Annotated in this window: 22 protein-coding genes and 5 tRNA genes; 14 read left to right on the plus strand and 13 right to left on the minus strand. The window is 59.5% G+C overall.

Features of this window, described 5'->3' with window-relative positions; translation table 11 throughout:
• The first annotated feature begins 32 nt into the window (after nt 1–32).
• The 11 genes from KW832_RS06905 (at nt 33) to KW832_RS06955 (ending at nt 9,738) form a co-directional block, all read left to right on the plus strand.
• Nucleotides 33–119 (plus strand) — tRNA-Leu (locus KW832_RS06905).
• A 75-nt stretch (nt 120–194) separates the two neighbouring features.
• Nucleotides 195–1,508, plus strand: coding sequence for a trigger factor (tig, locus tag KW832_RS06910; protein WP_218299332.1), 1,314 nt, complete (start codon nt 195–197; stop codon nt 1,506–1,508).
• Nucleotides 1,509–1,635: 127 nt separating this feature from the next.
• Nucleotides 1,636–2,244 carry an ATP-dependent Clp endopeptidase proteolytic subunit ClpP gene (gene clpP, locus KW832_RS06915; RefSeq protein ID WP_055399521.1) on the plus strand — a complete coding sequence of 203 codons (609 nt, stop codon included), beginning with the start codon at nt 1,636–1,638 and terminating at the stop codon, nt 2,242–2,244.
• Nucleotides 2,245–2,346: 102 nt separating this feature from the next.
• A complete protein-coding gene (gene clpX / locus KW832_RS06920; RefSeq protein WP_010460566.1) occupies nt 2,347–3,612 on the plus strand; it encodes an ATP-dependent Clp protease ATP-binding subunit ClpX in 1,266 nt (421 codons plus the stop codon).
• Nucleotides 3,613–3,800: 188 nt separating this feature from the next.
• Nucleotides 3,801–6,233 carry an endopeptidase La gene (gene lon / locus KW832_RS06925; RefSeq protein WP_055399523.1) on the plus strand — a complete coding sequence of 811 codons (2,433 nt, stop codon included), beginning with the start codon at nt 3,801–3,803 and terminating at the stop codon, nt 6,231–6,233.
• 87 nt (nt 6,234–6,320) lie between these two features.
• Nucleotides 6,321–6,396 (plus strand) — tRNA-Gly (locus KW832_RS06930).
• 58 nt (nt 6,397–6,454) lie between these two features.
• Nucleotides 6,455–6,528: transfer RNA gene (locus KW832_RS06935), tRNA-Cys, on the plus strand.
• Between the two features lie 182 nt (nt 6,529–6,710).
• Nucleotides 6,711–6,786: transfer RNA gene (locus tag KW832_RS06940), tRNA-Gly, on the plus strand.
• Nucleotides 6,787–6,942: 156 nt separating this feature from the next.
• A tRNA-Leu gene (locus KW832_RS06945) sits at nt 6,943–7,035 on the plus strand.
• 141 nt (nt 7,036–7,176) lie between these two features.
• A complete protein-coding gene (locus KW832_RS06950; protein ID WP_218299333.1) occupies nt 7,177–8,181 on the plus strand; it encodes a tyrosine-type recombinase/integrase in 1,005 nt (334 codons plus the stop codon).
• A 57-nt stretch (nt 8,182–8,238) separates the two neighbouring features.
• Entirely contained in the window at nt 8,239–9,738 is a 1,500-nt protein-coding gene (locus tag KW832_RS06955) for a hypothetical protein (protein ID WP_218299334.1), read from the plus strand.
• Here the strand turns inward: KW832_RS06955 and KW832_RS06960 are convergent.
• The 12 genes from KW832_RS06960 to KW832_RS07015 form a co-directional block, all read right to left on the minus strand.
• Entirely contained in the window at nt 9,735–9,962 is a 228-nt protein-coding gene (locus tag KW832_RS06960) for a hypothetical protein (RefSeq protein ID WP_218299335.1), read from the minus strand. The two genes, KW832_RS06955 and KW832_RS06960, sit on opposite strands and share 4 nt — an antisense overlap.
• Nucleotides 9,959–10,351 carry an ASCH domain-containing protein gene (locus KW832_RS06965; protein WP_255577557.1) on the minus strand — a complete coding sequence of 131 codons (393 nt, stop codon included), beginning with the start codon at nt 10,349–10,351 and terminating at the stop codon, nt 9,959–9,961. The genes KW832_RS06960 and KW832_RS06965 overlap by 4 nt, the downstream gene beginning before the upstream one ends.
• Nucleotides 10,348–10,860, minus strand: coding sequence for a hypothetical protein (locus KW832_RS06970; protein WP_218299336.1), 513 nt, complete (start codon nt 10,858–10,860; stop codon nt 10,348–10,350). The genes KW832_RS06965 and KW832_RS06970 overlap by 4 nt, the downstream gene beginning before the upstream one ends.
• Nucleotides 10,860–11,090: a hypothetical protein gene (locus tag KW832_RS06975; RefSeq protein ID WP_218299337.1), complete on the minus strand. Its 231-nt coding sequence runs from the start codon at nt 11,088–11,090 to the stop codon at nt 10,860–10,862. The genes KW832_RS06970 and KW832_RS06975 overlap by 1 nt, the downstream gene beginning before the upstream one ends.
• A complete protein-coding gene (locus tag KW832_RS06980; protein ID WP_218299338.1) occupies nt 11,083–13,224 on the minus strand; it encodes a ParB/RepB/Spo0J family partition protein in 2,142 nt (713 codons plus the stop codon). The genes KW832_RS06975 and KW832_RS06980 overlap by 8 nt, the downstream gene beginning before the upstream one ends.
• Nucleotides 13,225–13,227: 3 nt before the next feature.
• Complete coding sequence (locus KW832_RS06985; RefSeq protein WP_218299339.1) at nt 13,228–13,518, minus strand: hypothetical protein; 291 nt, start codon at nt 13,516–13,518, stop codon at nt 13,228–13,230.
• The gene (locus tag KW832_RS06990; RefSeq protein WP_218299340.1) at nt 13,515–13,874 is read right to left on the minus strand and encodes a hypothetical protein; all 360 of its coding nucleotides are present in this window, start codon (nt 13,872–13,874) and stop codon (nt 13,515–13,517) included. Before KW832_RS06990 ends, KW832_RS06985 begins: the two co-directional genes overlap by 4 nt.
• On the minus strand, nt 13,871–14,188 hold the full coding sequence (locus KW832_RS06995) for a hypothetical protein (RefSeq protein ID WP_218299341.1): 318 nt from the start codon (nt 14,186–14,188) through the stop codon (nt 13,871–13,873). The genes KW832_RS06990 and KW832_RS06995 overlap by 4 nt, the downstream gene beginning before the upstream one ends.
• On the minus strand, nt 14,185–14,322 hold the full coding sequence (locus tag KW832_RS07000; RefSeq protein ID WP_218299342.1) for a hypothetical protein: 138 nt from the start codon (nt 14,320–14,322) through the stop codon (nt 14,185–14,187). Before KW832_RS07000 ends, KW832_RS06995 begins: the two co-directional genes overlap by 4 nt.
• Nucleotides 14,323–14,327: 5 nt before the next feature.
• Nucleotides 14,328–14,480, minus strand: coding sequence for a hypothetical protein (locus KW832_RS07005; protein ID WP_218299343.1), 153 nt, complete (start codon nt 14,478–14,480; stop codon nt 14,328–14,330).
• Between the two features lie 124 nt (nt 14,481–14,604).
• Nucleotides 14,605–14,811: a hypothetical protein gene (locus tag KW832_RS07010; protein WP_218299344.1), complete on the minus strand. Its 207-nt coding sequence runs from the start codon at nt 14,809–14,811 to the stop codon at nt 14,605–14,607.
• A 363-nt stretch (nt 14,812–15,174) separates the two neighbouring features.
• Nucleotides 15,175–15,561, minus strand: coding sequence for a hypothetical protein (locus tag KW832_RS07015; protein ID WP_218299345.1), 387 nt, complete (start codon nt 15,559–15,561; stop codon nt 15,175–15,177).
• A 297-nt stretch (nt 15,562–15,858) separates the two neighbouring features.
• Between KW832_RS07015 and KW832_RS07020 the strand changes: the two genes are divergently transcribed.
• The gene (locus KW832_RS07020) at nt 15,859–16,074 is read left to right on the plus strand and encodes a hypothetical protein (RefSeq protein ID WP_218299346.1); all 216 of its coding nucleotides are present in this window, start codon (nt 15,859–15,861) and stop codon (nt 16,072–16,074) included.
• Nucleotides 16,075–16,173: 99 nt separating this feature from the next.
• Here the strand turns inward: KW832_RS07020 and KW832_RS07025 are convergent, their stop codons facing one another.
• Nucleotides 16,174–16,635, minus strand: a complete 462-nt coding sequence (locus KW832_RS07025) for a hypothetical protein (protein WP_218338450.1) — start codon at nt 16,633–16,635, stop codon at nt 16,174–16,176.
• A 162-nt stretch (nt 16,636–16,797) separates the two neighbouring features.
• Here KW832_RS07025 and KW832_RS07030 point away from each other — a divergent pair, with 162 nt between their 5' ends.
• On the plus strand, nt 16,798–17,076 hold the full coding sequence (locus KW832_RS07030; RefSeq protein WP_218299348.1) for a hypothetical protein: 279 nt from the start codon (nt 16,798–16,800) through the stop codon (nt 17,074–17,076).
• A 76-nt stretch (nt 17,077–17,152) separates the two neighbouring features.
• On the plus strand, nt 17,153–17,587 hold the full coding sequence (locus KW832_RS07035; RefSeq protein WP_218299349.1) for a hypothetical protein: 435 nt from the start codon (nt 17,153–17,155) through the stop codon (nt 17,585–17,587).
• The last annotated feature ends 25 nt before the right edge of the window (nt 17,588–17,612 follow it).

Here is a 17,612-nt window from a genome sequence, read left to right on the forward strand (position 1 = left end):
GAGGTTGCCGCCTGTTTGTTTGTTGTAGAACCGCGCGGGTGGCGAAATTGGTAGACGCACCAGGTTTAGGTCCTGACGCCAGCAATGGTGTGGGGGTTCGAGTCCCCCCCCGCGCACCACCCATGTGAGACTTTGCGGAACACGGCGCTGCTGCGCTGCAGCCAGCACGATCCACATTCATAAGAGGAATAGCCATGGCCGTTACTGTTGAAACCCTTGAGAAGCTCGAGCGCAAGATTACGCTGAGCGTGCCCGTCACCCTGATCCAGTCCGAAGTCGACACGCGCCTCAAGCGCCTGGCCCGCACGGTCAAGATGGACGGTTTCCGTCCCGGCAAGGTGCCCATGAACGTGGTGGCCCAGCGTTACGGCTACTCGGTGCAGTACGAAGTGCTGAACGACAAGGTGGGTGAAGCCTTTGCCGTGGCAGCCAACGAAGCCAACCTGCGTGTTGCTGGCCAGCCCCGCATCACCGAAAGGGAAGGCGCTCCTGAAGGCCAGGTCACTTTCGATGCCATTTTCGAAGTGTTCCCAGAAGTCAAGATTGCCGATCTGTCTGATGCCGAAGTCGAAAAGCTGTCGGCTGAAGTGACGGACGCCGCCATCGACAAGACCATCGACATCCTGCGCAAGCAGCGCCGCAGCTTCGCCCAGCGCGCCATGGATGCTGCTGCGCAAGACGGCGACCGCGTGACGGTCGATTTCGAAGGCAAGATCGATGGCGAGCCGTTTGAAGGCGGCAAGGCCGAAGACTTCCAGTTCCTGGTGGGCGAAGGCCAGATGCTCAAGGAGTTCGAAGACGCCGTGCGTGGCATGAAGTCTGGCGAAAGCAAGACCTTCCCCCTGGCATTCCCTGCGGAGTACCACGGCAAGGATGTGGCTGGCAAGACCGCTGACTTCCTGGTGACCATCAAGAAGATCGAAGCTGCCCACCTGCCCGAAGTGAATGATGCCCTGGCCAAGTCGCTCGGTATTGCCGATGGCTCCGTGGAAGGCCTGCGCGCCGACATCAAGAAGAACCTGGAGCGTGAAGTCAAGTTCCGTTTGCTGGCCCGCAACAAGCAAGCCGTGATGGACGCCCTGGTGGCCAAGGCTGAACTGGACCTGCCCAACTCCAGCGTGCAGGCTGAAATCGCCCGCCTGCTGGAAGGTGCCCGCGCTGAACTCAAGCAACGCGGCATCAAGGACGCCGACAAGGCCGAGATCCCTGAAGACGTGTTCCGCCCCCAGGCTGAGCGCCGCGTGCGCCTGGGCCTGGTGCTGGCCGAGCTGGTGCGTGCCAATGAACTGCAGGCCAAGCCCGAACAGCTCAAGGCCCACATTGACGAGCTGGCCGCCAGCTACGAGAAGCCTGAAGACGTGGTGCGCTGGTATTTCGGTGACCGCCAGCGCCTGGCGGAAGTCGAAGCCGTTGTGATCGAAAACAACGTGACCGAGTTTGTGCTGTCCAAGGCCAAGGTGGTCGAGAAGGCCGTGTCGTTTGACGAACTGATGGCCCAACAAGGCTGATAGGCTGTCGACTGGGCGGCTTGTTATCGAATTGCCCGGTTGTTGCCGTTACATACAGGGGCTTGTGCTTTCGTGCACAAGCCCCAATTCATTTCTGGGTACAGTACCTGCTTGTCTGGAGAAAAACATGAGCGCATTGGAAACACAAGGCCTGGGCATGGTTCCCATGGTCATCGAGCAGTCGGGCCGTGGCGAACGGTCCTACGACATCTACTCGCGCCTGCTCAAGGAGCGCGTGATTTTTCTGGTGGGTCCGGTCAACGACCAGACCGCCAATCTGGTGGTGGCTCAGCTGCTGTTCCTGGAGAGCGAAAACCCCGACAAGGACATTTCGTTCTACATCAACTCCCCAGGTGGCTCGGTGAGCGCCGGCATGGCGATCTTTGACACCATGAACTTCATCAAGCCTGATGTCTCGACCCTGTGCACCGGCATGGCCGCCAGCATGGGCGCCTTCCTGCTGGCCGCAGGAGCCAAGGGCAAGCGTTTTGCGCTGCCCAACTCCAAGGTCATGATCCACCAGCCTCTGGGCGGCATGCAGGGCCAGGCAACCGAGATTGAGATCCACGCCCGCGAAATCCTCAAGACCCGCGAGCAGCTCAACAAGATCCTCGCCGAACGCACGGGCCAGCCGCTGGAAAAAATCCAGCGCGACACCGAGCGTGACTATTTCCTGTCGGCTGATGAGTCCAAGGAATACGGTTTGGTCGATCAGGTGATCAGCAAGCGCTCCTGATAGCCAGAGGGTCAAACAGCGGCGTTTTCCTTTGGGGAAGACGCCGTTTTTTATTTGGTTATCATCCCGACAACTTTCCGTAACAAGCAAGGCATTGCCCCCATGGCCGAGAAAAAAGGCTCTTCCAGCGAAAAAACCCTTTACTGCTCTTTCTGCGGCAAAAGCCAGCATGAAGTGAAGAAGCTGATCGCCGGTCCGTCGGTCTTTATCTGCGACGAGTGCATTGACCTGTGCAACGAGATCATTCGCGATGAGCTCCCGGCTGGCGACCTGGCGCGCGAAGGCCGCAGTGACCTGCCCACCCCCGTAGAGATCAAGACCAACCTCGACAACTATGTGATTGGTCAGGACGTGGCCAAGCGCACGCTGGCGGTGGCGGTGTACAACCACTACAAGCGCCTGCGCCACAAGGACAAGGCCCACAAAGACGATGTGGAGCTGTCCAAGAGCAACATTTTGCTCATTGGGCCCACGGGTTCGGGCAAGACGCTGCTGGCGCAGACCCTGGCGCGCATGCTGGACGTTCCCTTTGTGATGGCCGACGCCACCACGCTGACGGAAGCCGGTTATGTGGGCGAAGATGTGGAGAACATCGTCCAGAAGCTGCTGCAAAGCTGCAACTATGAGGTGGAGCGCGCGCAGCGCGGCATCGTCTACATCGACGAGATCGACAAGATCTCGCGCAAGTCGGACAACCCCAGCATCACGCGTGACGTTTCGGGCGAGGGCGTCCAGCAGGCGCTGCTCAAGCTCATCGAAGGCACGATGGCCAGCGTGCCGCCGCAGGGCGGACGCAAGCACCCGAATCAGGACTTCCTGCAGATCGACACGACCAACATTCTGTTTATCTGTGGCGGTGCGTTTGCGGGACTGGAGAAGGTCATCGAGAACCGCACCGAAGCGTCGGGCATCGGGTTTGGCGCATCGGTCAAGAGCAAGAAGCAGCGTTCGCTGACAGAGGTGTTCACCGAGATCGAACCCGAAGATCTGATCAAGTTCGGCCTGATTCCTGAGCTCGTGGGGCGCATGCCCGTGGTGACGGCTCTGGCTGAACTCAGCGAGGATGCGCTGGTGCAGATCCTGACGGAGCCCAAGAACGCGCTGGTCAAGCAATACAGCAAGCTCCTGGCCATGGAAGGTGTGGACCTCGAAATCCGTCCTGCCGCGCTTAAGGCCATTGCTCGCAAGGCCTTGGCCCGCAAGACCGGAGCCCGCGGCCTGCGCTCAATCCTGGAGCAATCGCTGATTGGCACGATGTTCGACTTGCCCAATACAAGCAACGTTGAAAAAGTGGTGGTGGACGAGTCCACCATCGAAGAAAACAAGCCGCCGCTGCTCGTTTATCGCGAAGCGGCCAAGAAGGCCTGAGAAGGCGTGAAGGAGTCTGCGATGCCCGCATGGACACGCCGGAATCCTTCACACCGTCTGAGATGACCGGAGCGGGCGCCTTGGTGTCGCCCATTGAACCATCAACCCTTGTGCCAGCGCGGCTTGCGCGTAAGGGTTGAAAATCCCCACATGTGGACCCATTTCCACAGAGCACTTTGAGGATTTCCATGTCCGGACATACCCCCCTGCCAGCCACCCCTATCGATCTACCGCTGTTGCCTTTGCGTGACGTGGTGGTGTTTCCCCACATGGTCATCCCGCTTTTTGTGGGGCGTCCCAAGAGCATCAAGGCGCTTGAGTTGGCCATGGAGGCCGACCGTCGCATCATGCTGGTGGCACAGAAAGCTGCAGCCAAGGACGAGCCTTCGGTGTCGGACATGTTCGATGTCGGCTGCGTCTCCACCATCCTGCAGATGCTCAAGTTGCCTGACGGCACCGTGAAGGTGTTGGTCGAAGGCCAGCAGCGCGCCCTGGTGACGTCCATCGAGGATGCTGAGACCCATTTCACAGCCACCGTCACGCCGGTAGAAGCTACACCCGAGGCCAACAAGCCCAGCGAGATTGAAGCGCTGCGCCGTGCTGTGATGCAGCAGTTTGATCAGTACGTCAAACTCAACAAAAAGATTCCCCCGGAGATCCTCACATCGATCTCCAGCATCGACGATCCAGGCCGTCTGGCCGACACCATCGCCGCGCACCTGCCGCTCAAGCTCGAGAACAAGCAGGTGGTGCTGGACCTGTCGGATGTGAAGGCGCGCCTTGAAAACCTGTTCGAGCAGCTTGACCGCGAGGTGGACATCCTCAACGTGGACAAGAAGATCCGTGGGCGTGTGAAGCGCCAGATGGAGAAGAACCAGCGCGACTTCTACTTGAACGAGCAGGTCAAGGCCATCCAGAAGGAGTTGGGCGAAGGCGACGAAGGCGCGGACATCGAGGAGATCGAGAAAAAGATCAAGCTCGCCAAGATGCCTGCCGAGGCGCGCAAGAAGGCTGATGCAGAACTCAAGAAGCTCAAGCTGATGTCGCCCATGTCGGCCGAGGCCACCGTAGTGCGTAACTACATTGACGTGCTCACGGCGCTGCCTTGGAGCAAAAAGACCAAGATCAAGCACGACCTGGTCAACGCTGAAGGCGTGCTCAACGAAGACCACTTTGGCCTGGACAAGGTAAAGGACCGCATCCTTGAATATCTTGCGGTGCAGCAGCGCGTGGACAAGGTGAAGGCTCCCATCCTGTGCCTGGTGGGGCCACCTGGCGTGGGCAAGACCTCGTTGGGGCAATCCATTGCCAAGGCCACGGGCCGCAAGTACGTGCGCATGGCCTTGGGTGGCATGCGCGACGAGGCTGAAATCCGTGGGCACCGCCGCACGTACATCGGCGCGCTGCCTGGCAAGGTGCTGCAGAGCCTGTCGAAGGTGGGCACGCGCAATCCGCTGTTTCTGCTGGACGAAATCGACAAGCTGGGCACGGACTTCCGAGGCGACCCGTCGAGTGCGCTGCTGGAGGTGCTGGACCCCGAGCAGAACCACACCTTTGGCGATCACTACGTCGAAGTGGACTTTGACCTGAGCGACGTGATGTTCGTCGCCACGTCGAACTCGATGAACATTCCGCCGGCCCTGCTCGACCGCATGGAAGTGATCCGCCTGTCGGGTTACACCGAGGACGAGAAGACCAGCATCGCCATGAAGTACTTGCTGCCCAAGCAGCTCAAGAACAATGGCGTGAAGGACGAAGAACTGCTGATCACCGAGCCCGCCGTGCGAGACATGGTGCGCTACTACACGCGGGAAGCCGGCGTGCGTTCGTTGGAGCGCGAGTTGTCCAAGATCTGCCGCAAGGTGGTCAAGGGTCTGCAGCTCAAGAAGCTCGAACCCCAGGTCGTTGTCACCGCCGACAACCTGCCTGACTTCCTGGGCGTGCGCAAGTACACCTACGGCCGTGCCGAGGCGCAGAACCAAGTGGGCCAGGTGGTCGGTCTGGCCTGGACCGAGGTAGGTGGCGATCTGCTGACCATTGAAGCCGCCGCCATGCCCGGAAAGGGTGTGATCACGCGCACCGGTTCTTTGGGTGATGTGATGAAGGAGTCGGTGGAGGCTGCCCGCACGGTAGTGCGCAGCCGCTCGCGCATTCTGGGCATCAAGGACGAAGCGTTTGAGAAGCGCGACATCCACATCCATGTGCCAGACGGCGCAACCCCTAAAGATGGCCCGAGTGCGGGCGCTGCGATGACGACGGCGTTTGTTTCGGCCCTCACGGGTATTCCCGTGCGCGGCGATGTTGCCATGACCGGTGAGATCACGTTGCGCGGTGAAGTTACCGCCATTGGTGGCCTCAAGGAAAAGCTGCTGGCGGCTCTGCGCGGCGGCATCAAGACGGTGCTGATCCCCGAAGAGAACGTCAAAGACCTGGCCGAGATTCCGGACAACGTGAAGAGTGGACTTGAGATCGTGCCTGTGCGCTGGATCGACAAGGTGCTGGAAGTGGCCTTGGAAACCAAGCCTGTGCCCTTGACGGATGAGGAAGTGGCGGTCGTGGCTGCGCCCTCGACGGACAAGGCCGTTGCAGCGTCGTCCGCGACAGATGGCCTGAAACACTGACGCAAATTTTTTTTGAGAACCCCAAAAAATGCGCTACAATTCATTTCATCGCAGCAAACGTTGTACAATGTGAGGCTTCGGTAAAATGCGGGAATAGCTCAGTTGGTAGAGCGCAACCTTGCCAAGGTTGAGGTCGAGAGTTCGAGACTCTTTTCCCGCTCCAATTTCCACAAAAAGGGAAGCAAATGCTTCCCTTTTTTGTCAGAGAAATGTGAATTTCTGGCGCGGTAGCAAAGCGGTTATGCCCCGGATTGCAAATCCGGTTAGTCCGGTTCGACTCCGGACCGCGCCTCCAGATACGGTCTGTGTCTTGATGTCTGAAGATCTTCTGTGATCGTCGTAATCAAGATGACTGTTGAAGGATGGATGGTGATTGGTTGATTTTTTGGTTTGCTATCGAATAGAGCCAAAAAATAGCGATATAATTTGAGGCTTGCTGATTAGCTCTGATGGAAACGTCGGGTGCAGTAGGCGAATGCGGGAATAGCTCAGTTGGTAGAGCGCAACCTTGCCAAGGTTGAGGTCGAGAGTTCGAGACTCTTTTCCCGCTCCATATTTGTAAGGGAAGCTTCGGCTTCCCTTTTTTCTTGGTGGTGCAAGGCGGGCGGCTCGGCGGGGCGTCGGCCCTGTGACCAGAGATACGACAGGGCATTGCGCGCATGCGCTGCCCGGGTTACGCTGCGGCGCAGGAGTGCGTTGGGCAGCCGGCGCCCCGATGGTGAAATTGGTAGACACTGCGGACTTAAAATCCGCCGCTTTCCTGAAAAGGGGCGTGCCGGTTCGACCCCGGCTCGGGGCACCATTCATGTGTTTTCATTTGTGCAGCAATTGCACAAAGCTAGAAAAATCAACGCTCTAGCGCTTCTCTCTTTGGTGGTACAGTGCGCCGGCTGCACAAGTTTGCACAAGCGGCGCCCCCAAATTTCCCCCACCAATCCCCCAAATGGCAACGCCCATCAAAACGGCCAAAGGCACCTGGCGAATTCAGATCGAGGTGAAGGGCCAGCGCGACAGCAATACGCTGCCCACGAAGCGCGAGGCGACAGAGTGGGCCGCCAGGCGCTCTGCCGAGTTGCTGGCCACGGCCACCGGCCGCGCTGGTGAGGTGAAGACGCTGGGCCAGGCGCTGGTGCGCTATGGCGAAGAGGTGTCGAGCGAAAAGAAGGGCTGGCAAAAAGAGTTGATACGGCTGCAGGCCTTCCCGCGCCAGCCGCTGTTCCCGGCAAAGCGCCTGCTGGCCGAGCTGACGCCCGCCGATATCGTTGCCTGGCGCGATGCCAGGCTGAAGGTGAATGCGCGCAGCTCGGTGCTGCGGGATATGGTGCTGTTGTCCCACGTGCTGGAGGTGGCCCGGCGCGATTGGCAGTGGTTGAACTCGAACCCCATGCGCGACGTGCGCAAGCCGTCAGAGCCTGACCACAGGGAGCGGATCATTTCAGGCCCCGAGGTGAGGCGCATGCTGCGCGCCTTGGGGTGGAGTAGGGGGCCCGTGCGGTCGGTGGGTCACGCCGTGGCCAACGCCTTCCTGCTGGCCCTGCAGACGGGTTGCCGCGCCGGGGAGATCTGCGGCATTCGCTGGGATGATTTGGGGGCCGGCTACTTCAAGGTGGACGGCAAAACCGGCAAACGGGATGTGCCTGCCGTGCCCTCCACCATGCGCACCATTGATCTGATGCGAGGCTTTGACAAGGATCTGGTGTTTGGGCTCAAGACGCAGAGCCTGGACGCGATGTTTCGCAAGTATCGGCAGCGGGCGGGCCTGGAAGGGTTTACCTTTCACGACAGCCGCCACACCGCTGCCACGCGCTTGGCCCAGCGCCTGCATGTGCTGGACCTGTGCAAGATGTTCGGGTGGACTAGCACCACCCGGGCGCTGGTGTACTACAACCCCAAAGCTGTAGAAATCGCGCAGCGTATACAGCATGGCGGTCCACGCTCGGCGCGCTGAGCTGCTTCTTGTCACATCTCGTATCATCGTCGTCAAACAACGACGGGGTAGGGACAAATGAGCCAATCACGATGGTTACAAGAATTTCAAAACCATCCTTTTCAGGAGGTTTGGCGCGCGCTAAAGATTGAACTGAGTGAAACGCAAGTTGACGATCCGACTGAAGCAAATGCAGTTATGGAGTTGGCTCGGTTGAAGCGCGTCATTTCCTATGTTGAAAATATCCTTCGGTCGTTAGATCCGGAACTTGTGCCAAGGTCAATCTGGGCAAATTTTCAAACCCAGGTGGCACATGCCCTAAGCAATCTCCAGACATATAACGTTGACAAAAATGTGTCAGGGCTCATCGCAGCCAATGACCATGCGGATAATCTGCTGTCTTATGTGAAACCCTGGATGGTAACTCCCATCGATGCGATTGATGCAGTTCGCGACGCCGCTGTCAATTACTCGGAAGCACTGGAGAGTCAAATAACCGATTTTATAGGGACGGCGCAATCCGCCATTGGCGAAATCGGAAGCACACGAAGCAAAGCGGCGTCGCGCTTAAAAGGTCTCGTCACGACTGCAGATAAAATAGATGAGCTCGCCAAGGAAATATTCGAAGCAAAGGGCGATCAAGAATCTTTAGAAGGTAAGCTCAGACGAGCCTTTCAGCATTCTCAAGCAATTTATAGTGAAATCATCACACTTCACACAAAAATGTTGGTTGATCAGCCCGATCAGAAATCGATTAATAGTCTGATTAGCGAAGCTGAAAAGAGAATTGTTGCAGCCGACAAGAGTGTCGCCAACACAATCAGTGAGAGTGAAGCGTTGGTTGCTGAGTTAGAAGTATTCAACCATAAGATCTTCGGTGGCGTGAACGTCCGGACGGGGGAGAAAGTTCTTGGCCTCGAGCAAGAGCTCCAGCAGCGAATAGAGCAGATTGATCATTATGAGACTGATCAGCAGAAACGGCATCAAAGTCTATTTAATAAAATCGAGGCATTGTTGCCGGGTGCGAATAGTGCGGGGTTGGCATCGGTATACCGTACAATGAAAATGAGCTTTAATAAGCCTATTCAATATTACACAGTCTATTTTTATTGTTCTTTGGTGCTACTGGGAATTGGCTCCCTTTTGCTTTGGGTGGAAAGTTTTACGCTAAACCCCTTTGTAATTCAATTTGTGGGAATCAAGCCGTGGGAGGAGTTACTTAGAGGGTTGCTTGGGAGAGCAGCATTCTTCATTCCCGTGGTGTGGTTGGCAATCTTTTCTGCCACCCGCAGAAGCCAATATGAGCGGCTGCAACAGGAATACGCGCATAAAGAAGCTTTCGCTTCGTCGTATGATAGCTATAAGAAAGAGCTGACAGAATTACATACTGACACGACTGAACTGCAAAAAGCACTTCTTGAGAAAGCAATAACGGCTGTTGCCTTTAATGCGTCCAGCACATTGGACGGTACAAGCCATGTCGAGAAGCCGCCATTTCTGAAATTCTTAGATAAAGCAGACCCCGAATTGTTGAAGAAATTGGCAGAGCTAATCGTCAATAAAAAACCGGCAAGCTAATTGCGCTGCTCCCATTCAATTACTTCGCTGAGAAGCCATTTCCCGTCACGGCCAGGGCGAGGAAAATCGCGATCACTCGCCAGACGCTTTGCCAAGGTGTTGCGGTGCACCCCCAAGCGTACGGCCAGTTGGCCACGGTCCAGGCGTGTGCCCAGCATGGTGGCCATCAGTTGCATGGCGCTGGTCATCTTGTCGATGCGTTCCAAAAGCTGCGATTCGCTCATGCTGGCACTACCTCTTTTGGCACATTGAAAAAGCCCAAACGCCCCTTGTACGGCACGAAGGGGATGGGGCTGCTGTCGTAAAGCACGAAGCCGTGGGAGCCGTCTTGCTTCCAGGGTGATGGGTGGCGCCGGCGGCAGTCGGAGACGTGCGTCCAGCCGACCAGCCCGCCGCGCGGCAGGTCTTCGTAGGCGGGCATGCTGGGCGGCCGCAGGTTCAACAGAGCCAGCTGCTCGCACACTTCGTCGTAGTAGCTGCGTGCCATGGTTTGGCCTGCGTGCACCAGCAGGCGGCCACGGAAGTTGGTGGGCCAGTCGCGGTTCTCGATGTCTTTGAAACCGTGGACGATGAGCCAGGCCCACGGCTGGCGGATGCTGAGGGCGGGGATCATGCTGGCACCTCCATGCCAAGATCGGCGGGGGTTGCGTTCACCAGTTCGCCGCCGCCCTGGCTTTGCATGTGGGCGATGACGCGCTTGGTGGCGGTTTGCAGCTCGGAGAAGGAAAGCTGGCGCAGCTGGTGGTCGTGCAGGTCGACCATGCAGGTGATGGCGTCCAGCTCGTAGTAGCGCAGCGGGGTAGGTCGCCAGTTGCCCGTTTCGTTGCCGCGATCCAGCACGGATTTGATGGCGACCAATGCGGCGTCGATGTGGCCCGACATGCCGCGCACGTAGCCCAGGCGCTCAATCTCTAGCGCGATGAGCATGGTGGTGCGCAGGGTTTGCACCTGCAGCTCGGTGGCTACGCCTTCACGCACACGGGTGGCGCAGTGGCGGACGGCGTCCATGGTCTCGCGGATCTCGGCCTCGGTGAGGCGCGCGGCGCGCACCTGGGCCTTGAACATGGTGTTCACCGGCACGGGCTGGCGGCGTTGGGGGATGCGGTAGCGGGGGATGCCCATCACGCACCTCCTTGCTTGCGGGCGGCTGCAAAATGTTTGTCGTACCGCTTCAACTGGCGCTGCATTTCAGTCTCGCACAGTTTGATGATCCGCAGCGCTGTTCGTCCACCGCCTTCATTCCCGCCATGTATCGTGCCGCCCTCAAGCAATGCTTGTACCGCCCCGAAAACGGTCAGTGTTGTGTGGGCTTTGGCAGCATTTCTTATGTGCTCTTCTTGAAGATCACGCATCAGCAGCCTCCAGCTCGGTGTAGTCCACGGTCAGCTCCATCTGCTCGGGCTGTTTGCCCGGGAAGGGCCACGGGTCGAGCAGCGATACCACCCACTTGCGACCGCTGGCGCGCACGATGGTGGCGGTGTGGTCTTTGCACTGGATCACGCCGCCTGCGGGGCCTTTGACGTTGGTCTTGAGCTTGACCGTCTGGCCCAAGGCGAAGTTGTTGGGCGTCTCGGCACTCTGCATGGCCTGGGCGATGCCAGCCATCACCTCGGCCTGGCTGGCCTTGCCGGTGCCGTCAACGGTGTCCTTGCCTTTGGCCTTGGGCTTGAGTGAGGGCTTGGCTTTGTCGGCGGGGGCGTCTGGCTGGGCCTCGGCTGCGCGTGCTGCGGCCTCCTCCTTCATCGCGTCTTGCGTGGTGGCCTTGTGGTAACTGGTGTCGATGTGGGCCGCCCATGCAACTGCGTCCAGCAGCTTGGCCTCGTCGGGTGGGCGTTGATAGCGGGGCGCCACGTCCACCGTGGCGGCCAGCATCATCAGGGTGAGCAGCTGCAGCCGCGGGCTGGCGCTGGCCGACTCGCGTGCGGCTTTCTCCAGCTCGGTGTCGGTGAAACGTTCGGGCAGATCGAAGATCATGCGCACCAGGGCTTCATCGGCCTCGCGGGCCTCGGTCAGGATGTAGTGGTAAGCGACCTCCTCGGGCAGATCAATGCTGCTGGGTGGGTCGTTCTTCAGCGTCTCTATGATCTGTGCGATGGCAGCGCCGCGCCAGCGGGTTTGATACTCGGCCTGCAACTCATCCTTGGTGGGCTGGGGGGCCTTCTTGTCGGCCTTGCCCGCTGCCCCCTTGGCTTGCAGCGCTTCGCCCGCAGCACGCACGGGTACGGCCTCAACCACGCCGCCTGTGGGGGTCTCGATCAGCACCACCTTGCTCTGGGGCACTTCCTGGCCCAGCACTTCGCGCATGGGCTCTGTGCTGCCCTTCTTGGGCTTGTCGAGCAGGATGTAGCCCTTGGGGGTTGCGCCCTCGGTGGGCATCAGCTCGCGCGCCTCGCGGCCGGTGATGATCTGGCGGCCTTTGGCCTGGGCATCGGCCTTGAGGGCGTCGTAGTGGGCCTCTTTTTTGTCGGCAAAGCAGGCGGTGTCGGTACAGACGTCTGCACCCGCCTTGTCCCACAGCTCGGGGTTGGCGCCGGTGCGCTTGGGGCACTGGGTGCAGGCGCCCACCTTGGGCAGCAGCTGGGCGTTGTCCAGGGCGAAGGGCGCCTGGGTGAGGTCCGTCATGTAGTTGCGCTGGGCCAGATCCTTGGCGCTGCGGTAGCTGAGCGGGCCGCCATCGGGGCCGCCTGTGAGCGCCTTGCGGGTGAACTCCACCTGCAGGGCTGGCGTGGGGCGCTGGGCCACCAGCAGGGCCACGCTGCGGTTGAGCGTGCCCGCCTTGAGGGCGGCGATGGCCTCGGGGCAGATTTTGAGCAGGCGCAGGCTCTCCATCACGTGGCTGCGGCTCTTGCGCAGGGCGTCGGCCACAGCTTCACGGGTCATGCTGTGGGCGTCTACCAGCAGCTGAATGCCGTGCGCTTCGTCCAGGGGGTTGAGGTCTGCGCGGTGCAGGTTCTCGATGAGCTGCATCACCACGGCGTTGCTGTTGTCTGCCGCCACGATGTGGACGGGCACCCGGCGCAGGCCTGCGATGCGGGCGGCCACAAAGCGGCGCTCGCCCGCAATGATCTCGTGCGTGGCGTGCTTGGTGGCCTCATCTTCAAACGTGTCTTGCAGGCGCTCGGCGGGCAGGCGGCGCACCAGCAGGGGCTGCAGCACCCCGTAGACCTTCATGGTGGCGGCCATTTCCAGCAGTGCTTCGTCTTCAACGATCTGCCGGTTGGTCTTGCTGCGCACCAGTTCCGATAGGGACAGGGTGCTGTCAGCGGGCGCGGCCTGGGCGGCATCGGCGCCGATCACAGTGAAGTCGGCCAGCGGCACGCTCACCTGTGCGGCGCCGCACTGTAGCCAGTAGCTGCGCCCGCCTGGTGGCTTGCCGATGACCTGCGCTTGCTGGCCTGCATAGGGATGCTTGCCGCCGCCTTTGGCTGGCTTGGCGTCGGGGTTGATGGTGACCGTGAGGCCAATGAGTGGATCTTTGGTGGCCATGGTTTATGCAGGCTGTGGGGGGCGGAAGCTGGTACGGCTGGGCAGGCGGAAGGCGTCTGTCGAGCCAGGGCGGTAGGGGTTGGTGCGCAGCTCGGGGCAGGTGTACGGGGCGCCCTTGGTGGTGCTGTTGCGCACGGGCACTTCGGCGCTGGCGATCTCCAGGCGCTCGCTATTGCGGCGGGCCTGCAGCTCGGCCTGCGATGGCACAGGGCTGATCAGCACCTTGCCGTTGCCGGAGACTTTGGCGGTGGGGATGGGCTGCATCGCTGCTGTTTTTCGTGCAGGCGTGTTCATGCGTGCGCTCCGTTCGTGGCGATATCGAACTCGGCGGCGGTGAGCGGGCCAACGGGCATGGGGTGCTGGCTGCGGTTCACTACGTCAATGGCCGCCCGCCACAGGCTCTCCGGCACACCGAAGGCGTAGCCATCGGTTTGGGTGATGTCGTGCACCAGCGACAGGGCAGGGACTGCGCAGGTGCCGTGCGTGACGGTCAGGCCCTGGCGATTGCAGTAGTTGACCAACTCCAGCGCCACGAGCTGGGCTGGGTTGAGAGCAGCGCCAGGGGTAGGCTTGGCGAGGTCGGTAGCCAGCGCAACGTTGCCGTGGGCATCGGTGCTGAGCGTGAAGGTGACTGTGGTTTTGCGGGTCATTCCAGATCCTTGCGAGTGGATGGGGTTTGGTAGGGAAGGCCGATGTGCGCGGCGTCGCAGTCGAGGCGGCGCGAGCGGAACCGGGGATTGGTGGCGTCCAGCTCGGCCACCTGGCCGCGCAGGCTGCGGGCGAGGGTGCTGGCCGCGTAGTGGCTGGCAGGGCTGGCGTTGGGGTAGGTGTGGCGGGCCACTACGTGCTGGCCCGTTTGTGCGTCGGTTAGGTGAACATCGAGCACGGGCACGCCCTTGCGGGTGGTGCCGCAGATGGCCGATGTGACCTGGCCGCGTATCCGCAGCTGCAGGGCGGTGGTCATGGTCTGCCCCGTGGCCGCTTGCGGCGTTCGCGCAGGTCCAGGTCCATGTGCGTAGCGGCCTTGATACGCACGTGGTTGCCGTCGAAGCTCCACCAGTTGCGCAGGTAGGTCAGCACGAAGAGGAGAGTGCGCATGATGGCTACGCTCCCAGTGCAACGCGGGTGATGAGGCCCGCAGCAATGCCCAGCAGCGCCAGGCACAACGCGCACAAGGCCACGCGCACCGCAACACGCAGGCCGCGCTTGTTGGTACGGCGTGGCTGCAGCCGGATCAGCTGGACTGGAGCGCTCATGGCAGCGCCCTCACACTGATGCAGCGGGCGGCTGGGAATTGCGTCATTGCATCGATGACGGCCGCGCAGGTACTGGAGAACACGCCTGCGTAGGTGTGGGTGCCTACCGTGATGCTGCAGGTGATCATGCGGCACCGCCTTCAATCCGTTCCACCTTCAGCACCGACATGCCGGTCACACGGTGCGCGGCAAGCTCCGCCTGGCTTGCATTCGGAGCCTTCACTTGGACGGTGGGCAGGGCGCCGTGGCCTGCCTTGACCTCGATCTGGTCGTGGTCGGTGCCGGGTGGCACCAAGGTTGCGCGGTAACTGCGCAGGGTCGTGTTGTGCATCGTTCCTCCAAATCGCGTATTGGTGCGACTGGAAGAATGTTAGCTACGCGCTAATAAAACGTCAATGGCGCAGCGCTAATTATCATGTGTGTGGGTTGGTGAGTGCGTGCCGTTGAGCGGTGATGCACACTTGAGCAACGTTTTCACGAACGGGGCAACGGCCCGATGGTCACGCGGGCCGTCAAGTCTGGTAGGCATTCGCCAAGGATCGGGCAGGGCAGGTTACGCGCGAGCTAGGGCTGCTTGCGCATTCCGGCGATGGTGACCGGTCAGTCCGGCACCATGAACACCCACAGCAGGTATCCTCAGTCAGCGGCCGCAAGCGGCCAGAAGCGGTCTGTGGCGACAGATGGAACCGGACGCTCAAAGTTGGACGAGATGGAGCTTGCTAAGAGCACTCTCTGGGAGCTCTGCCGCTCGAAATGCGTACTCGAAGTATTCCAGGGTCTCTGCCGCTTCAGGTGGCTCAACGCTGCCGGCGTAAAGCAAACAAATAGCCAAGCGAATTTGAAGCACTTCAGGCGATTGCTCCGCGTCTCGTCCGGCGATGCTTTGCCAAAGTGAAACGCGCAGGGCTTCTTCTTCAGTCGGTTCGACATCGCCGAGTGGGTGAGTCTCAGTGAACAGCACGCCAGTGAGTGCTGCATCGGAGAGTCTTGCCCGAACGGTTTGCAGAGCGCGAAGCATGGCCGCCCGCGCTGAAATATACGGGCTGTGAGATTCAGGATCAGGACGAGCTTGAGACGACACGGTGAAAGAAAGCCTAACGTAATTTAGAAAGCAAACCTGCGGGATAAACTGAACCTTGCAAGATATTCTGGGCCCAAAATTCCCTTGGGTCAGCAAACTAGAGCTTGCGGCGGGCCGAACTGGAGCAGCTTACTGTGCGGCTGGGGCACCAACCCATCTGTCTTGATTCAATGGCCGCTTTTGGGAGGTGATGCCCGCTGTCGCCTCGGGGCCCGCTAGTGTCCTTCGCCGTGGGGCAGAATTCGGCCACTACCGGCCGCTGGCTGATGCCGTTCAACTCGACCAGAAGAAACCGCTATGACCAAGTATCAAGTCGCAATAATTCTGCTCATATTTGCCGTTGTGCAGTTAGTCATGGCGGCAAAGATCGCCAGGCTAAGCAAGCGAAAGTCTTCAGAAAAATCTGCGCAACTCGATGTAGAAATTGACCGTCTGAATGCAATTAGCAAGCGTATTCAGGTGGCGGCTTTCAGCGCACTTCTTGTTTGGCTGGGTATTCAATACTTCGCATAGCGGCCAGGAGCTGCCGCTCGCGGAAGGAAGAAGCGGTCGCTCGGCACAGAATTGACCGGCGAGGTACGCGAGGCTTCCATCATGAACAACCGGCGGTTGTCATTGCGTCTCTTCTGCCAGCACATGGACGACACGAAAACTCCCCACATCAGACGCCACATACTGAAGTGGATCGCTCGCGCGATAAGTTAGCTCAATGACTTCGGGCCCTAGCCAACGGGCTCGAATCTCTGGCTCTTGGATGGTGTTCCCGACCAATGAACCGTGCCTACCAAACGACACAAGAACGTTCCCGGCCTTCTTGGGCAGCATTTCATATTCACGCACGACGGAAACATGGGTGGTCCACTCCACTGTTCCTGTGCATCTCTGTTCGTACACTACCAATCTCCAAGCGCCGCCCGGTGCTTCGATGTCTCGGAGACGTGAGTTCTCACAGGTTTGGAGCAAGGGCCAGGCAAGCGAGTAGAGGACTACCAGCACGCCAAGCGCAAGCAACACCAGTACCCAGGCGAATAAGACTTTGGAAACACGGCCCAGACGGCCTCCTTGTGCAATCATGATGTTCAGCTTTGATGAAAACAGCAACTCAACGGATATGGCTTGTCGCCCCTGATTTTGCTGCGTGAGAGGCCGCTCTTCAGCGCATCTGCGAAAGTCGCTTGTGGGCCCGCTAGCGTCCTTCTCCGTGAGGCAGAATCCGGCCAGAACCGGACATTCAATATGACCCCTCGTTTCTCTGTGGATTTCAACGAACTCCTTGAGAGCGATCTCGTCATGCTGTCCCAGACTGACCTCCGGAAGGAGATAGATGGCTCGCTCGTGCTGCTTGTTGATGGTCTACCCATTGAGGTCCAACAAGAAAGTTTCTATGACGACGGCACGCACGAAGTGCTGTTTGCTCGCGGAGTCGTCGAAATCAACTCAACGGGCACCTGGTCTCACGTCAAGTGGTGCTGTCGATTTGACTCTGAGGGTGTCTACGACATCGCAGGTCAATAATGCATGCTGCAGGCATTTTCGGCATGCCGTGCATCGGCTCAATTCGGCCAGAAGCGGACTTTCCACGGACGGGTACATGGCTCATTTCAAAGTCGAAAGCACACCTGAAATCTACGCCTTACTTAGGGTCTTCCGAGAAGCGAAATTCTCTATAGAACCCCACGACGATGAGATTGCGGACAGCCCGCTTGTAAATGCGATGTTCCTGCGAGTGATGGAAACAATCGTTGAGCTAAGCGTCCAAGAAGACGGTGACATTGCTAAGGAGCGGTGGGCTACGTGGCTCGCCATCGATGCGTCGCGCGATGAATGGTATGCCGCCTTGCGTCGAGCTACACGGGTTGCAAATTGGTCGGCGATGACCTCTCACGAAAAAAACCGTAGAGCGCGAGATATCCTTTGTCCTTTCACATGCTCCCCCGAACTCCTCGCCGAGTTCGTCGCCCAAGTAGATGCCAAAGTCGCTGCCTTAGCGACGTCTGCTTCGGCCCGCTATCTTCCTTCAACGTGAGGCAAAATTCGGCCAGAAGCAGTCG

Origin of the sequence: Acidovorax sp. sif0632 (assembly GCF_019218805.1) — a bacterium.
GTDB classification, from domain to species: Bacteria; Pseudomonadota; Gammaproteobacteria; order Burkholderiales; family Burkholderiaceae_C; genus Acidovorax; species Acidovorax facilis.

What these genes read in the sequence shown, in the direction of transcription:
- clpX (WP_010460566.1), top strand. Translation starts at nt 2,347, where the DNA reads ATGGCCGAGAAAAAAGGCTCTTCCAGCGAAAAAACCCTTTACTGCTCT.
- KW832_RS06955 (WP_218299334.1), top strand. Translation starts at nt 8,239, where the DNA reads ATGAGCCAATCACGATGGTTACAAGAATTTCAAAACCATCCTTTTCAG.
- KW832_RS06950 (WP_218299333.1), top strand. Translation starts at nt 7,177, where the DNA reads ATGGCAACGCCCATCAAAACGGCCAAAGGCACCTGGCGAATTCAGATC.
- KW832_RS06960 (WP_218299335.1), bottom strand. Translation starts at nt 9,962, where the DNA reads ATGAGCGAATCGCAGCTTTTGGAACGCATCGACAAGATGACCAGCGCC.
- KW832_RS07020 (WP_218299346.1), top strand. Translation starts at nt 15,859, where the DNA reads ATGACCAAGTATCAAGTCGCAATAATTCTGCTCATATTTGCCGTTGTG.
- KW832_RS06980 (WP_218299338.1), bottom strand. Translation starts at nt 13,224, where the DNA reads ATGGCCACCAAAGATCCACTCATTGGCCTCACGGTCACCATCAACCCC.
- KW832_RS06990 (WP_218299340.1), bottom strand. Translation starts at nt 13,874, where the DNA reads ATGACCCGCAAAACCACAGTCACCTTCACGCTCAGCACCGATGCCCAC.
- tig (WP_218299332.1), top strand. Translation starts at nt 195, where the DNA reads ATGGCCGTTACTGTTGAAACCCTTGAGAAGCTCGAGCGCAAGATTACG.
- KW832_RS07035 (WP_218299349.1), top strand. Translation starts at nt 17,153, where the DNA reads ATGGCTCATTTCAAAGTCGAAAGCACACCTGAAATCTACGCCTTACTT.
- KW832_RS07025 (WP_218338450.1), bottom strand. Translation starts at nt 16,635, where the DNA reads ATGATTGCACAAGGAGGCCGTCTGGGCCGTGTTTCCAAAGTCTTATTC.
- clpP (WP_055399521.1), top strand. Translation starts at nt 1,636, where the DNA reads ATGAGCGCATTGGAAACACAAGGCCTGGGCATGGTTCCCATGGTCATC.
- lon (WP_055399523.1), top strand. Translation starts at nt 3,801, where the DNA reads ATGTCCGGACATACCCCCCTGCCAGCCACCCCTATCGATCTACCGCTG.
- KW832_RS07030 (WP_218299348.1), top strand. Translation starts at nt 16,798, where the DNA reads ATGACCCCTCGTTTCTCTGTGGATTTCAACGAACTCCTTGAGAGCGAT.
- KW832_RS07010 (WP_218299344.1), bottom strand. Translation starts at nt 14,811, where the DNA reads ATGCACAACACGACCCTGCGCAGTTACCGCGCAACCTTGGTGCCACCC.
- KW832_RS06970 (WP_218299336.1), bottom strand. Translation starts at nt 10,860, where the DNA reads ATGGGCATCCCCCGCTACCGCATCCCCCAACGCCGCCAGCCCGTGCCG.
- KW832_RS06985 (WP_218299339.1), bottom strand. Translation starts at nt 13,518, where the DNA reads ATGAACACGCCTGCACGAAAAACAGCAGCGATGCAGCCCATCCCCACC.
- KW832_RS06965 (WP_255577557.1), bottom strand. Translation starts at nt 10,351, where the DNA reads ATGATCCCCGCCCTCAGCATCCGCCAGCCGTGGGCCTGGCTCATCGTC.
- KW832_RS06995 (WP_218299341.1), bottom strand. Translation starts at nt 14,188, where the DNA reads ATGACCACCGCCCTGCAGCTGCGGATACGCGGCCAGGTCACATCGGCC.
- KW832_RS07005 (WP_218299343.1), bottom strand. Translation starts at nt 14,480, where the DNA reads ATGAGCGCTCCAGTCCAGCTGATCCGGCTGCAGCCACGCCGTACCAAC.
- KW832_RS06975 (WP_218299337.1), bottom strand. Translation starts at nt 11,090, where the DNA reads ATGCGTGATCTTCAAGAAGAGCACATAAGAAATGCTGCCAAAGCCCAC.
- KW832_RS07000 (WP_218299342.1), bottom strand. Translation starts at nt 14,322, where the DNA reads ATGCGCACTCTCCTCTTCGTGCTGACCTACCTGCGCAACTGGTGGAGC.